Annotated in this window: 13 protein-coding genes and 1 riboswitch; of the genes, 2 read left to right on the plus strand and 11 right to left on the minus strand. The window is 64.9% G+C overall.

The features are described from left to right. Positions 1 to 51: 51 nt before the first annotated feature. The 5 genes from QRN52_RS19790 to QRN52_RS19810 all read right to left on the minus strand — a co-directional run bounded on the left by QRN52_RS19790 (position 52) and on the right by QRN52_RS19810 (position 6,260). Entirely contained in the window at positions 52 to 1,353 is a 1,302-nt protein-coding gene (locus QRN52_RS19790) for a glutamate--cysteine ligase 2 (RefSeq protein WP_284755215.1), read from the minus strand. Positions 1,354 to 1,457: 104 nt separating this feature from the next. Continuing rightward, complete coding sequence (locus tag QRN52_RS19795) at positions 1,458 to 2,981, minus strand: UDP-N-acetylglucosamine 1-carboxyvinyltransferase (RefSeq protein WP_284755216.1); 1,524 nt, start codon at positions 2,979 to 2,981, stop codon at positions 1,458 to 1,460. 209 nt (positions 2,982 to 3,190) lie between these two features. Then, positions 3,191 to 3,997, minus strand: a complete 807-nt coding sequence (locus tag QRN52_RS19800; protein WP_284755217.1) for an energy-coupling factor transporter transmembrane component T family protein — start codon at positions 3,995 to 3,997, stop codon at positions 3,191 to 3,193. Then, on the minus strand, positions 3,994 to 5,631 hold the full coding sequence (locus QRN52_RS19805; RefSeq protein ID WP_284755219.1) for an ABC transporter ATP-binding protein: 1,638 nt from the start codon (positions 5,629 to 5,631) through the stop codon (positions 3,994 to 3,996). Before QRN52_RS19805 ends, QRN52_RS19800 begins: the two co-directional genes overlap by 4 nt. Next, positions 5,631 to 6,260 carry an ECF transporter S component gene (locus QRN52_RS19810; RefSeq protein WP_284755221.1) on the minus strand — a complete coding sequence of 210 codons (630 nt, stop codon included), beginning with the start codon at positions 6,258 to 6,260 and terminating at the stop codon, positions 5,631 to 5,633. Before QRN52_RS19810 ends, QRN52_RS19805 begins: the two co-directional genes overlap by 1 nt. Positions 6,261 to 6,336: 76 nt before the next feature. Next, a riboswitch (TPP riboswitch) is annotated at positions 6,337 to 6,473 on the minus strand. 148 nt (positions 6,474 to 6,621) lie between these two features. Between QRN52_RS19810 and QRN52_RS19815 the strand changes: the two genes are divergently transcribed. Together QRN52_RS19815 and QRN52_RS19820 are read left to right on the plus strand one after the other, a co-directional pair. Continuing rightward, the gene (locus tag QRN52_RS19815) at positions 6,622 to 7,395 is read left to right on the plus strand and encodes an NUDIX hydrolase (RefSeq protein WP_284755223.1); all 774 of its coding nucleotides are present in this window, start codon (positions 6,622 to 6,624) and stop codon (positions 7,393 to 7,395) included. A 51-nt stretch (positions 7,396 to 7,446) separates the two neighbouring features. Beyond that, positions 7,447 to 7,707, plus strand: a complete 261-nt coding sequence (locus QRN52_RS19820) for a DUF4235 domain-containing protein (RefSeq protein WP_284755224.1) — start codon at positions 7,447 to 7,449, stop codon at positions 7,705 to 7,707. On the opposite strand, the gene mnhG is transcribed toward QRN52_RS19820, so the two are convergent. Genes mnhG through QRN52_RS19850 form a run of 6 tightly spaced genes read right to left on the minus strand, consistent with a single transcriptional unit; the run spans position 7,704 to position 14,162 of the window. Beyond that, a complete protein-coding gene (gene mnhG, locus QRN52_RS19825; RefSeq protein ID WP_284755225.1) occupies positions 7,704 to 8,183 on the minus strand; it encodes a monovalent cation/H(+) antiporter subunit G in 480 nt (159 codons plus the stop codon). The genes QRN52_RS19820 and mnhG overlap by 4 nt on opposite strands. Beyond that, positions 8,173 to 8,451: an MrpF/PhaF family protein gene (locus QRN52_RS19830; protein WP_059389843.1), complete on the minus strand. Its 279-nt coding sequence runs from the start codon at positions 8,449 to 8,451 to the stop codon at positions 8,173 to 8,175. The genes mnhG and QRN52_RS19830 overlap by 11 nt, the downstream gene beginning before the upstream one ends. After that, positions 8,448 to 9,014 carry a Na+/H+ antiporter subunit E gene (locus QRN52_RS19835; protein ID WP_284755227.1) on the minus strand — a complete coding sequence of 189 codons (567 nt, stop codon included), beginning with the start codon at positions 9,012 to 9,014 and terminating at the stop codon, positions 8,448 to 8,450. The genes QRN52_RS19830 and QRN52_RS19835 overlap by 4 nt, the downstream gene beginning before the upstream one ends. Next, positions 9,011 to 10,612, minus strand: a complete 1,602-nt coding sequence (locus tag QRN52_RS19840) for a Na+/H+ antiporter subunit D (RefSeq protein WP_284755228.1) — start codon at positions 10,610 to 10,612, stop codon at positions 9,011 to 9,013. Before QRN52_RS19840 ends, QRN52_RS19835 begins: the two co-directional genes overlap by 4 nt. Then, the gene (locus tag QRN52_RS19845) at positions 10,609 to 11,064 is read right to left on the minus strand and encodes a Na(+)/H(+) antiporter subunit C (RefSeq protein WP_059389840.1); all 456 of its coding nucleotides are present in this window, start codon (positions 11,062 to 11,064) and stop codon (positions 10,609 to 10,611) included. The genes QRN52_RS19840 and QRN52_RS19845 overlap by 4 nt, the downstream gene beginning before the upstream one ends. Beyond that, a complete protein-coding gene (locus QRN52_RS19850) occupies positions 11,061 to 14,162 on the minus strand; it encodes a Na+/H+ antiporter subunit A (protein WP_284755231.1) in 3,102 nt (1,033 codons plus the stop codon). Before QRN52_RS19850 ends, QRN52_RS19845 begins: the two co-directional genes overlap by 4 nt. Positions 14,163 to 14,168: the final 6 nt, after the last annotated feature.

Below are 14,168 nucleotides of genomic sequence, written 5' to 3' on the forward strand. Positions count from 1 at the left end.
GACACCCATCCAGCATCCCGGACCACCAGCCCGAACTTTAGGAGACACGCCCTAGCCGGGCGCTTCGCGCCAGTCCTGGCGCACCCAAGTGAGGACGGGCTGCGGCTTGGTGTCGCTCTCGTCCCGCTCTGAGCGCATCGTGATCTGAACAGCGTGCTCGACGACGGCGGCCAGCCCGGCGGCGTCGGGCGCGCCCCCGTTGCTCTCGCTCCAGCGCTCAGCGACACCACGCTGTTCGATGGCGCCGTTGCCACGGCCCAGGATCGCTGCCACTCCGGTTTGGACCAGGTCGAATTCACCCTGCTCGGCCAGCACAGGTTCCAGATACTCCACCAACGACCAGACGACGTCCGCGGCGGGCTCCGGGCGGAACGTTCCGAAGTCCAGCAGCTCGGTGCGCAGTCCAAAGTTGCTTGCCTGCCAGGACGCCATCCGCAAAAGCGCCGTGGGTACGGCCGCCGGCTCTATTCCGGCATGGTACTCACGAACAGAAGTCTCGACCAAGGCCCTGACGAGCACTGCGAGGAGCGCCGCATCCTCGGCCCGTAGGCAGACATCGGCCACCCGGACCTCCACTGTGGGAACGTGCCGGGAGAGCCTGGCGTCGAAGTAAACCATCCCCTCGTCGAGCAACACTCCCGTTTCGATGAGCCTCCTGACAACCCTCCGGTAAGCAGCCAAGGAACCGAAGATGGCCGACGGTCCCGACGAAGGCCAGCGGTTCCATGCCTGCGTCCGATAGCTCTCGAAACCCGTGGCCAGCCCCCGCCAGTAGGGAGAATTGGCGCTGATCGCGGTGAAGACGGCGAGCTTGTCCCGGATGCGGTCCAGGACCATCACACCTTCCTCGGGGGACTCGATCGAGGTGTGCACGTGGAATCCGCAGGTGAGCTGTTCGTGTGCGGTGATGCCGAAGCGTTCGAGCATGATGGCGTACCGGGGATCCGGAGTAGTGTGCAACGCGGCGTCGACGGGCGACGTGGCCAACGCGGCGATCCTTGCGCCGTGGCGCCGTGCGGCGTGGCTCGCGAGGCCCCGGGCCCTGCGGATCTGGTGCAAGAGCTCCGAGTAACTACGGCATGGCCGGGTCTGGGTTTCGATCTGCTCAAGCTTGAGCTCGTGGCTCAGGCCGGTATCGGGACCGTCGATCTCCTCAAGGGCAGGCCCGATTTCGGGGCTGCCGTTGCCGTCGAGCGCGGGGCCGTCGTGGGGTGGGTCATGGTGGCCGGAGCCATCGTGGCCTTCGGGGCCGTCCTGGGCGGGGCCCGAGAGGAGCGCGTCGGCAAGGGCGAGCGGCTCGCCGGTCACGGGATCGACGATCAGCAATTCCTCTTCCACACCAAAAGTGCGCACGGATCCATTGTGCGCCATGGCGGCCTTGCGGAGACAGATCGGGATTTTGCGGCACGCCCGAATGATTCTGCCGGAAGTTCGAATCGTGCAGAATCCGACGCGCGTCAGTCCTGGAAGTACTCGATCTTGGCACCAATAGTGTTGAGCCGCTCGGCCAGGTCCTCGTATCCGCGCTCAATCACATAGATGTTGCGCAACTCGGACGTGCCGCGGGCCGCCAGCATGGCCAACAGCAGGCAAGCTGCGGGTCGGAGTGCCGGGGGGCATCCGACTTCCGCGCCGCGCCATTTGGTCGGACCATTGACATAGATGCGGTGCGGATCGAGCAGTTGAACCTGGGCACCGAGCTTGTTGAGCTCGGTCAAGTAGATCGCACGGTTCTCGTAGACCCAGTCGTGGATCATGGTCTGTCCCTCGGCATTGCCTGCGATGACCGCGAAGAACGGCAAGTTGTCGATGTTCAGCCCTGGGAACGGCATCGGATGGATCTTGTCCTCAGGCGCACGCAAGCGTGATGGCTTGGTGGTGACATCCACCAAGCGAGTCCGTCCGTTGCGCGCAAAGTATTCGCCGGAGATGTCGAGCTGCTGGCCCATCTGCTCAAGCGTGGCAAGTTCAATCTCCATGAACTCGATGGGGACCCGGCAGATGGTGACCTCCGAGTTGGTCACGATGCCCGCGGTGATCAGGCTCATGGCTTCGATCGGGTCTTCCGAAGGGAAGTATTCAATGTCGACGTCGATCGCCGGGCGGCCCGTGATCTTCAGGGTGGTTGTCCCGATGCCGTCGATCACCACGCCGAGCCTCTGCAGGTAGAAACAGAGGTCCTGCACCATGTAATTGGGGCTGGCATTGCGGATCACCGTGGTACCGCTGCGGTGTGCGGCGGCCATGATGGCGTTCTCGGTCACGGTGTCGCCGCGCTCCGTGAGCACGAAGGTGCGGTGGTCGCCGTCGGCAGGTGGGGCCTGTACCGAATAGAAGCCGGCCTTGGCCTCCACCGAGAGCCCGAACTGCCGCAACGCCTGCATGTGCGGTTCCACGGTTCGAGTCCCGAGATCGCAACCGCCGGCGTAGGGCAGTTGATATGAGGCTGCCTCATCGAGGAGGGGGCCGAGCAGCATGATGACGCTGCGGGTGCGGCGTGCGGCCTCCACGTCCATGGAGGCGAGGTCAAGGGTCTCCGGGCGGCGGATGCGCAGATCGTTGCCGTTCAGCCAGGTGCACTCGACACCGATGGAGGTCAAGACCTCGACGATCCGGTTGACTTCTTCGATCCGGGCAAGCCGGCGCAAAGTGGTGGTGCCGCGATTGATGAGGCTCGCGCAGAGCAGGGCGACGCCGGCATTCTTGCTGCTGTTGACGTCCACCGAGCCGGAGAGCGTGCGTCCGCCCTCCACGCGCAGGTGGGTCATCTGCCGTTTGCCGACCTTGACGATAGTTCGCCCGAAGATCGACTCAAGGCGCTCGATCATGCGTAGGCTGAGGTTCTGCTTGCCCTGCTCCATACGGGCAATGGCACTTTGGCTGGTACCCAGTTCCGAAGCGAGCTGTCCCTGTGTCCAGCCCTTTTCGCCACGGGCGTCGCGAAGAAGGAGACCTACATGTTCGGCAGTCGGTTGCGTCATGACTAATAAATATCACGGATGGTCTACGGACTGGAGGTTTTGTGACACAACACGCCGATTACGCTGGAGAATAGTCGTCTCGTGCGATATGCGTGGTCCAAAGCCTGCGTGTTGCGTTTGCTCGCGGCCACCGGAAGCCAGCCACTCGTCCCCCCAAGTAGCTCGCAGTAGTTGTCGTTATGAGGCCCCAAAACGACAACAAATGCGAGTCAGTTGGGCTGCTTCAGCCAGACGAAGTGCCACGTCCCTGCCCATTGGGCCGCGAGCACGGCTGCGGCCGCAATGACCAGCCCGCCAGCGAGAACCCAGACGTCCAGGCGGCTGTAGGTGGATTCGCGTGCCCAGGTCCGCCGTCCGCCGCCGAAGCCCCGCGCCTCCATGGTCACGGCCAAGCGGGACGCCCGACGGATCGCCTGGACCAACAGCCCGAAGCTTTGGCCGAGCATGGCCTTGAACCGTTGCGGCGGGCTCCCGTGCGAGCCGACACCCCGCGCGCGCCGTGCCATGCCGATGGTCTGCCATTCCTCCGCCATGAGCCCGACGAGCCGCAGCGCAGCCAAGGTGCCCAAGACAAAACGGTGCGGCAGTTTCGCCTTCTGCGCCAAGGCATCGGCAAGGTCGGTCGGATCGGTGCAGCTCATGAGGAGGATGGCTGGCAGCGCGATGGCCAGGCCACGCAGCATGAAGCCGAGTCCCAGCTGAAGTGAGCCTTCGCTGATAGACCAGATCCCGACGTCGAGCAGTATCCTTCCGCTGTCCGCCGACAGGATCGCGGTGCTCCAACCTCCGAGCGCGGCCGCGATAATCAAGGGCCAGCCGCGCTGCCAGAGCAAGCGCACGGTGAGCCCCGCGAGGGGGAACAACGCCAGTTCGCCGAGGAGCGCGGTCGAGGCTGACACCAAGTCGATGGACAACGCCAACACCAGGGTGATCAGGAAGACCGACACGAACTTGGCCAGCGGATTCGCGCGCGTCAGGAGGGCATTGTTGCCGCGCAGGGTCAGTGCGTCCCTCATGCCGCACCCGCTTCCTGCCGGGCGCCGCCTTGGAATGCAGGCTCGAGCCGCATCTCGGCGCCGCCAAGGACGGAGCTGAATTCCTGGTCGTGGGTCACGGAAACCACGGATGTGCCGGCGTCGAGCAGTTCCGACAGGAACGACGCAAGCTCAGCCCACGTGTTCGCGTCCTGGCCAAAAGTGGGTTCGTCCAGCACCAGGACGCGGGGGTGCGCGGCGAGTACCGTAGCCACCGATAGCCGTCGCTTTTCGCCACCGGAGAGCGTGTACGGATTGGCCTCCACGAGATGCCGCAGGCGCAGCCGCTCCAGCAATTCGTCCACGCGCTCCTCGCCATGGCCAAGGTGCTTGGGGCCGAACATGAGCTCGTCGAGCACCCGGCCGGTGACGAACTGGTGCTCGGGCTCCTGGAACACGGTCCCGATGCGGGAAATCAGCTGCTGGGCCTTCCACTTGAACGGGTCAGTGCCGGCACCGTCGCTGAGCCCGACGGCGGCAGTCAGCGCCCCGGACACCGGCGCCAACAGCCCCGCGAGAGTCAAAGCGAACGTCGATTTTCCCGCGCCGTTGGAGCCAGTGATGGTCAGCGCTCGCCCTGCGAACACTTCGGCGTTGAGTCCGGCCTGCACGGGAAGGGGCGGGATGGTTTTGAACCCCCGGCGCCGTGACCGCTCGCGGGACACCGCGAGCTCCTGGGTGGCGAGCAGTAGCTCTCCTCCGCTCCCCGCCGAGGAGCTCCCCGCCCCGGAGCCGGCCGCCGTTCCGGCGCCTGTTCCCGAACGTGGCCGGGTGGCCGGCACGTACCCGGGCACCCAAACGCCCGCAGCAGTGAGCATGTCCCTTGCTTGCGCCAGAACGGTGTCCGGATCGCCGTCCAGGAGCACTGCCGGCGTCGAGACTCCCGTGGAGGAGGAACTGCCCGGCTGGAGCACCACGATCCGGTCCACAAGGTCTTTCCAGACCGAAACCCGGTGTTCCACCACCACCAAAGTGGCGCCGGTCTTGTCGAGGCAGCGGCCCACGGCATCGCGGACCTCCAACACTCCGGCGGGGTCCAGGTTGGCGGTCGGTTCGTCCAGGAGGATCAAGCCGGGCCGCATCGCGAGGATGCCGGCCAGCGCAAGGCGCTGTTTCTGCCCGCCCGAGAGGGCCGACGTCGGGTGGTCGAGCGCAAAGTTGCCGCTCGCACTGCCACCGGCACTACGCCGCAGCCCGACGTCGTCGAGCGCTTCATGGACCCGCTTCCAGATTTCTTCCCGCGGCACGCAAAGGTTCTCGGCGCCGAACGCGACGTCGTCGCCCAGCCGGGAAAGCACCACCTGGGTTTCGGGGTCCTGTTGCATGAGTCCGGCACGGCCCCGCTGGGCCTTCGGCGAAACACCATCCACGAGCAACGAACCGGTCTCGTCGGCGTCGTCGCCTTCCTCGCCCAACACGCCAGCCAGGGCATGCAGGAGGGTCGACTTGCCTGCGCCCGAGGGGCCAAGCAGCAGAACACGCTCGCCGGGACGGATGTCCAGGTCGAGGGCGTGGATGGCCTGCGTGGTGCGGCCGGCGTGCCGCCAGCCCCAGCCTTGCGCGGAAATGGCGGCGGGTCGCACCACGGCAGAGGTGCCGGAATCAGGACTGGGCATCAGGAAAAGACGGGCTCCGAAGCGGCTTTGCGGGACGCGAACGCGCTCAGCACACCGGTCTTGGCCAGGCCGCGGGTCGCGATCCAGGACAGGGCACCGGCAATGACGGCCCCGGAGACCGTGCAGAACACGATGTACGCGAGCTTGTCGACCGGTTCGTAGGCGATGTTCCAGCCCCACGGCAGGAAGGAGTCGTTCAGACCGCAGAACAGGCCCGCACCGGCACCGACCAGCAGGGACACAGGCAGGTTGAACTTCTTGTACATGAAGGCCAGGAAGATGAGTTCCGCACCGAGGCCCTGGAGCAGGCCCGAGATCAGCACCGTGGTGCCGTACTGCGAACCCATGATGAGCTCACTCGTGGCGGCCACTGTTTCGCAGAAAATTGCCGCACCGGGCTTGCGGACGATGAGCATGCCCAAGACTGCCGGAATCATCCAGCCGCCGGCGATCAGGCCGCTCAGGGGCGGGTAGCCGGCGGACATAGGCGTGGCGACCAGAGCCATCTGGTCCCATGCCCAGAAGATCACGCCACCGGCGATCGAGATCAGTGCCGCCACAACAATGTCCACGACGCGCCAGTTGTAACCAGGCTTGGTGAGGCCCGGCCTTGCAGAAATACCAGTCATTTTGTCCTCCTGAGGAACAGGAGGGGAAAGTGTTCCCCGGTTGCCTGCGAGCGGCCTCCGCCGCGCCGGTTCCGGACACTATGAGAACTCGACTCCCTTGCGCCGGTACTAGCCGGATCAGGTTCGAGGGTCTGCGGCTGTCCGCACTCTCAGCGCCCGTCCTCCGTGCCGCATTGCTGCGAGCCCGACGGCGGCGCTCCCCTGTCGTTATCAATCCACCCTTTTGGGCGTGGTTCAGTTTACACCTTGGAGGGGTTGCGGGCGCGGCGGCAAAAAGCGTACCGACGGATTCCCCTGGATCATTTGCCGGGCGAGCGCAGTCCGGCCCGGAATGGCGCGGGCGGCCACAGAAACTGGGAGAATGATCCAGCAGAATGTGACACAGCAAGCGGGCAAAGGAGCGGTCTTGGCAGGCATGGGCGAAGCGAACAGCACCACAGTGGCCGAACCGAGGCTCGCCGCGAGCGTGATCCTGCTCCGGGATGCCGCAGTTCCTGGGCGCTCTGGAGACGCGGCGCAGGCTTTGGAGGTGTTCGTCCAGCACCGGGTGTCCACGATGGATTTCGCTGCCGGAATGGTCGTCTTCCCGGGCGGACGAGTGGACCAGGCGGACAGCTCCGGCTGGGACTTCACGGACGACGTCGTCGAGCGGCACGCCGCCGCATGGCACCGGAGCAGCATCGCCGTCGAGCCTTCCTCCGCCCGATTCAACGCGGGCCGGGTACTGGCGGCCGCGCAGCGTGAGGTGTTCGAAGAGGCCGGGCTGAAGCTCGACGCCGCCACCCTCCGCCCATGGGCCAACTGGGTCACTCCGCCGGACCAGCCCAAGCGCTTCGACACGTACTTCTACCTTGCTTGCCCGGTTTCCGGAGCCGAGCCAAGGCACCAGACCACGGAAGCGTCATCGTCCTTGTGGATGCCGGTCCGCGGAATCCTGGATGCCGAAGCCGCCGGAACGCTCAAGCTCATGCCACCCACGCTGGCGCTACTGGATGAGCTCCTCGCCCTCGGCACGGTGGAAGCGGTGCTGGCCGAAGACCGTGACATTGTTCCCGTGCGTCCAAAGCCGGGAGCCTTGCAGGAGTTCTTCCGGCTGAGGCGCCAAGCCCCATCCGTTGCTCCGGAACTGCCCTGAAGTGGGGTTAGGCTGGGGACGGTCCTGTTTCCACCCGCAAGGAGTCCCGGAATGAACCTCCTCATCAAACTGCTCGGCACCGGCGTGAGCATCGGCGCAGGCTTTGTCGGCACCAAGCTCGTCAACGCGCTGTGGGAAAAAACCACGGGCAACAAGCCGCCCAAGGGACACGACGACATGGAGACGAGCCTCCGCTCAGCGCTGACCTTCGCCCTGATTTCGGCAACTGTCAGTGCCGTCATCCAGGTTCTCGCCGGCCGGAGCACCCAGCGCGCCATCTCCCGCTTCTCGAAGACGCAGGACATCGTCTAGGCTGACGGCCCGCCGTTGACGCCGTTAGGATCTTCGCTCCCGCCGTTGCGGGCGTTCCCAGCGTGGGGCATTGCCGAGCCCGCTTCTTGAGCTTTCTCCGCCGCCCGTTGACCGGCAGCCCGCAGCACCACGGCCTCGAGTTCGTCTGTGCTGAGAAGCTCGGGGTGGAGGTGCTTGGTCCGGTACCCTGCCCGGCCCACCATGTGCGCAGACACGGGCACAGTCAGCAGTTGGAAAATCCAAGCGACCGCGAGGACCGGCCAAACCCACCATTCGCGCATCTGCAGCCCCATGGCCGCCAAGACAAGGAACAGCCCCAGCACTTGGGGCTTGGTAGCTGCATGCATGCGGCTCATGAGGTCCGGGAACCGCAACAGTCCAATTGCCGCGCCCAATGACATCAGGGCACCAACAATCAGCAGTACCGCGGTGACGGCATCGATGACGGCGTCCGCTCCGGTGGCGTTAGGAGTCATTGACTTGTCCCCTCCGGTCGGCCACGAAGCGGGCCACCGTCACCGATCCGATGAACCCGATCAGCGTCAGCGCGACGAGCAGCACGAGGTTGTTGAGGTGCCTGTTGACGGCCATGTCGATGGCCAGCGCGGCCCCCAGTATGGCGAGCAGCACGTCTGAGGCGAGCACCCGGTCCAGCAATGAAGGCCCGACGGCGATCCTGTAGATCGCGCCTGCCGCCGCGAGGCTAAGAATCACCGCCGTGACGATCAGCACGATGTCTTTCATGAGCCGGCTCCCCTCGTTGCAGGCCAGCCTTCGGCCTGGAGTGCGTCCAATTCCGTGCGGGTACCCATGATCCGGATCAACGAGGCCTCCGTGTCCTGGACTTCCTTGCGCAGCTTGGCGGTGTCCACATCGTTGCGGACATTGAGCCCGTGGATATAGAGCGTGGACGTCGAGCGGTCCACCTCCACCACCAGGGAACCCGGAATCAGCGAAATCACGTGCCCTGTTGCGGTCACCATGAGGTCGGAGTGGCTACGCAGGGGAACCGCGACGACGGCGTTGGTTACCGAGGGGCCCCGGAAGACCGCCAAGTACATGACCTGGAAACTCGCGGCCACCACTTTGCCAAGGAACACGACGGCGAAAGGAATGGCCCGCAGCACGTTGAATCGTCCGCTGAGCTCCACTGGAGGCAAGTAGAAGACCCTGGCTACCACCACCGCGATCAGCGCACCGAACACCAGGTTGCCGGGGCTGAAGTCCCGCCAAAGCGCACCCCAAACGACCACCAGCCAGACCAGCAGGGGCAACTCGGTGCGGAACGAAATCCGCTTGCGGCTCACTTGCCACCTCCCTGCGGTACGGCCCCGGTGGGTGCGTCACCCTGCGGTGCCGCGATTCCTGGAACTTTGGCATTCCCGCCGAGCACGGAATGAATGTACGCGGTACGGTCCAGCATCTGTTCCGCGGAGTTTCCGGCCAATTGGAACAGCGGACCGGCGAAGACTGTCAGCGCCACGCCAAAGACCACCAGCGCGGCGGTTGGCCCCACCATGGTCCGCGGAAGCAGCCCGACGGCCGCCGTGTCTTTCAGGACGGCGGCAGGGTAATCCGCATCCTCCGGTTTCCGCCAGAATGCGCGGTTCCAGACGCGGGCAATTGCCAGCAACGTCAAGAGACTCGTGACCACGCCGCCCACCACCAAGGTAATGGCCAGTGGCGTCCCCAGGGCAATGCCTGCCTGGAGGAGTCCGAGCTTCCCCAAGAACCCGGAGAAGGGCGGGATTCCTGCGAGGTTCATGGCCGGAATGAAGAACAAGAGCGCGAGGAGCGGAGACAGCTTTGCGAGCCCACCCAGCCTGTCCACGGAGGAGCTCCCACCGCGGCGCTCAATCAAGCCAGTCACCAGGAACAAGCTCGTTTGGACCGTGATGTGGTGGGCCACATAGAAGACGGCGGCAGCCAGCCCGGCAACGGAAGACATGGCCAGCCCAAACACCATGTAGCCGATGTGGCTGACCAGGGTGAAGGAGAGTAATCGTTTGATGTCGCTCTGGGCTATGGCACCGAGAATGCCCACCAGCATGGTGAGGAGTGCAACCACCATCAACGGGGTATTCAAAGTATCGCCCGGGAAGAGAAGGGTCTCCGTCCGGACCATGGCGTAGACACCCACTTTGGTGAGCAAGCCGGCGAACACGGCTGTGACCGGTGCTGGCGCCGTCGGATACGAGTCCGGCAGCCAAAAGGACAGCGGGAACACGGCGGCTTTGATGCCGAATGCCACGAGCAGCATGACGTGAAGCAGGTTCCTGGTGCCCGGATCCAGTTCGGCCAACTTGATGGCGAGATCCGCCATGGTGATGGTCCCGGTGGCCCCGTAGATCATCGCGATGGCGATAAGGAACAACACCGAGGACACGACGGAAACCACCACGTACGTGACCCCGGCGCGGATGCGCGGACCGGTGCCGCCCAAGGTCATGAGCACGTAGCTCGCCGTCAGCAAGATCTCGAAGCCGACGTACAGGTTGAAGAGGTCACCGGTGAGGAAGGCATTGGAGACGCCGGCCACCAGGATCAGGTAGGTCGGGTGGAAGATCGAGACCGGTGCCTCGCGGTCGCCGTCGGCCATGCCTTGGCCGGTGGCATAGACGAGCACGGCGAGGCTGATGACGGAGGAGACCACCAACATGAGCGAGGAGAACTGGTCTACCACCATCACCACGCCAAACGGCGGCTGCCAGCCGCCCAGAGTGACGGACGCGGTGCCTGTAGTCCATACCGAGGCAAGGAGCCAGCATTCCAGGAGCAAGGTAAGGGACAACAAAGCGATGCTGACCGCGCGTTGGGCCAGCGGGTTCCTGTTCAGGGCGAATGTCAGTGCGGCACCGAGGATGGGAAGTACGACGGCGAGCGGCGCCAGGCTGGCGATGTTCACAGGGGGCCTCCTTCCTTGGCAGCTTCGGTGACTGCCGTGACCGGGAATTCGGATGTTTCCTCGGGAACCACCGAGTCGTCTTCGGCGTCAAAGCTGGGTGTCTTCGCGACGCGCCGGTCTTCGGCATCGTCCTGGATATCGTCCTGGCGTGCCAACGCCCAGGTCCGGTAGATGATGCCAAGCATGAATGCCGTCACCGCGAAGGAAATCACGATCGACGTCAGGATCAACGCTTGCGGCAAAGGATCGTTGTAGTCGCGCGGATCCGTCGATTTGTTGAACAGCGGGGCAAGTCCGGCATAGCCACCCGTCGCGAGGATCAAAAGGTTGGTGGCGTTGGCCAGGAGCATGAGCCCCAGGAGGACGCGGGTCAGGCTGCGTTCCAGGATCAAATAGATACCACAGGCGTAGAGCACTCCCATGACGATCAACAAGGTCAAGTTGACGCTCATGGGGTCCCTTTCCCGGGCGAGGTGGTTGCCGACGTTGCGGTGGTTGCCGCCGTCGCAGTAGCCGCACGGGCTTCCGGCCGGGCGTCCCCTGAATCCCCCGCGTCTCCGCTGGCGGTCTCTTCGAAGTGTTCGTCGATCTCGGCACCCAAGCTCCGCAGCACGTCCAGGGCAAGGCCTACGACAACGAGGTACACGCCGATGTCGAAGATCGTGGAGGTCACGAACTTGATGTCACCGAATAGCGGCAGCCAGAACTCGATGATGGCACTTTGGAACACTTGACCGCCCAGAAGCAACGGCACGAAGCCCGCCGCGGCCGCCGTCGCAAGCCCCGTTCCCAGCAGCATGCCGGCGCTGATCGGTGCGGCTTCCCGCAACTCGAACCGTCCGCCGGCCAAGTATCGGATGGTCAGGGCGAGCCCGGCAGTGAGTCCGCCGGCGAAGCCGCCTCCCGGAAGATTGTGTCCCGCCAGCAGCAGGTACACGGAGAAAACGATCATCGAGTGGAAAATCAGCCGCGTGACCACCTCGAAGATGATGGAACGCCGTTCGGGTGCCAGGGTTCGGCCGGCCACGAGCCAGGGGTCTCTCAGGCTGCCCGCGAACTTGCGGACGAGTGCCAGCGAGGCATCGTCGCGCGAACTGCCCCCGGCGGCGGCGCGCCTTCCCACAGTGCCCTCGGGAATCGTGGAGGCCTTGTTGAGGCGCTCACCCCTGCTTCGGACAAAGATCAAGCTCGCGACGCCGGTAGCGGCGATTGCCAGCACCGAGATCTCACCGAACGTGTCCCACGCCCGGATGTCCACCAAAGTCACGTTGACCACATTGAGTCCCCCGCCGCCCTCGTAGGCCAGCCGGGGGAAGGAGAGCGACACAGGCTCGGCGATGCGTGCGCCCATCGCGTAGATCGCCACGAAGATCATGGTGACCGCGAACGCCACACCGATAATGACGCGAACCACCCGGTATTTGCCGCCGGTGCGGTCCCGGAGCTCCGGAGGGAGGCTTCGCATCGCCAGCACGAAGGCCACCAGGATGATGGTCTCCACCAGCATTTGCGTCAAGGCGAGGTCCGGTGCTCCCTGCAACGCGAACATGAGCGCGATGCCGTAGCCGGTGACGGACACCATCAGCACGGCGAGGAAGCGCTTATTGGCGCGAACTGCGGCCAGCGCGCCAACAACGATTCCTGCCGCGGCGATGAGCTGAAGCGGCGAATTCGGGTCGATCAGGAAGAGACCGCCCGGGAGCGGCTTGTTGGCCACGATAAGTGCCGTGAGCGGGACGGCGAAAGCCACCGTGAGAATGACCGCCAGGTAGAAATAGAGGGAACCGCGCTGCGTGCGCCCGGTGACCCACACGGCGACGTCGTCCAACGCCCCGATGGTGCGCTGGTAGGCACGATCGCCATCCACCCAGTCCGGGACACGGCCCTGCGCCCGGGACACGTGGTTACGGGCGTAGAACATCACGACGCCGGCCGCGAACGTCAGGGCGGTCAGTCCCAAGGCGGGCGTCAGTCCGTGCCACAGCGCGAGGTGGCTGGCGCTGGCTGCGTTTGTTGCGGCTGCGCTTGTTCCGGCAGCGGGTTCCACAAAAAGCGCCGCATACGGCTGGATCCAACCGTCAACGGGATCCGGCCACAGACCGTACACGATGGTGAGGAAGCTCAGGATGGCCGGCGCCGCCAGGAACGATGGCTGTATGGCTTTGAAGGGAGTCCGGTCCACGCCCGGTTTGGTGGCGAACGCACCCCACATGAAGCGGGCGCTGTAGGCGAACGTGAGGATGGACCCCAGCACCAAGCCGACTAGCAGGACCAGCCCCCACGGTTGCGAATCAGGGCCAGTACCGGAGTGATCAGTGCCGTAGTGGACGAACGCCTCGAACACGGATTCCTTGGCCACGAAACCCGCCAGCGGAGGTATGCCGGCCATGGACGCGGCGGCGATGCCCGCCACGATGGCGAGCGCCCGCGAGGACTTGTACACACCCGAGAGTTTGCGGATATCGCGCGTGCCGGATTGGTGGTCGATGATGCCCACTACCAGGAACAATGCGGCCTTGAAGAGTCCGTGCGCCAGCAACAGCGCGAGGCCGGCCAGTGCGGCGTCGGGCCGGCCGAGGCCCACCACCATCGTGAGGAAGCCGAGCTGACTGACGGTTCCATAGGCGAGGATGAGTTTGATGTCGGTCTGCCGGAGCGCCCGATAGCCGCCCACCAGCATCGTCGCAAGGCCGAGCCCGAGCACCAGCGGCAACCAGTAGGGGCTCTCGCTGAATCCCGGAGCCAGGCGGGCCACGATGTAGATACCGGCCTTCACCATTGCCGCTGCGTGCAGGTAGGCGCTCACAGGGGTGGGTGCGGCCATGGCGCCCGGGAGCCAGAAGTGGAAGGGGACCAGCGCGGATTTGGTAATCGCCCCCACCAGGATGAGTACGACGGCGGCAGCAACTGCCCCCTGGGCCGGTCCCGTGACGAGGGTGGCCGCTTGAGTCATGATCGCCGAAATCCGGTATGTTCCGGCTGCCTGGCCCAGAATGATGAGGCCGACGAGCATGGCCAGGCCGCCAGCGGTGGTGACCATGAGGGCTTGCAAGGCCGAGCGTCGGGCGGCGAGGCGGGTGCGGGCGTAGCCGATCAGGAGGTAGGACAGGACGGTGGTGAGTTCCCAGAAGATGAACATCATCAGGAGGTCGTCCGCCGTCACCAGTCCGAACATCGCCCCCGCGAAGGCAAGTAGTTGGGCCCCGAACCCGCCAAGGCCCGCATCCTTGTTCTTGAAGTACCGGGCGCAATAGACCAGGACCAACGCGCCGACACCCAGGACCAGCAAGGACATTACCCAGGCCAAAACGTCCATGCGGAAGGCGAATTCAAGCTTGAGGTTGGGAATCCACGGGAGGACTTCTTCGATGAAGCCGCCGCTGGGGTCCCCGCCTTTTCCGGGATAGACCCGGTCATACTGCAGGATCAGCCAGATGAAAGCGATGGTGGGAACCGCCGCGAGGACATAGAAGGCATTCCGCTGAAGTTTCCGGAAGATCCAGGGCGCCACAGTTGCCGCTGCAAAGGTCACGGCAAGAACTGTGATCACTGGAAT

The organism is Arthrobacter sp. efr-133-R2A-120, assembly GCF_030209835.1.
Taxonomy (GTDB): Bacteria; Actinomycetota; Actinomycetes; order Actinomycetales; family Micrococcaceae; genus Arthrobacter.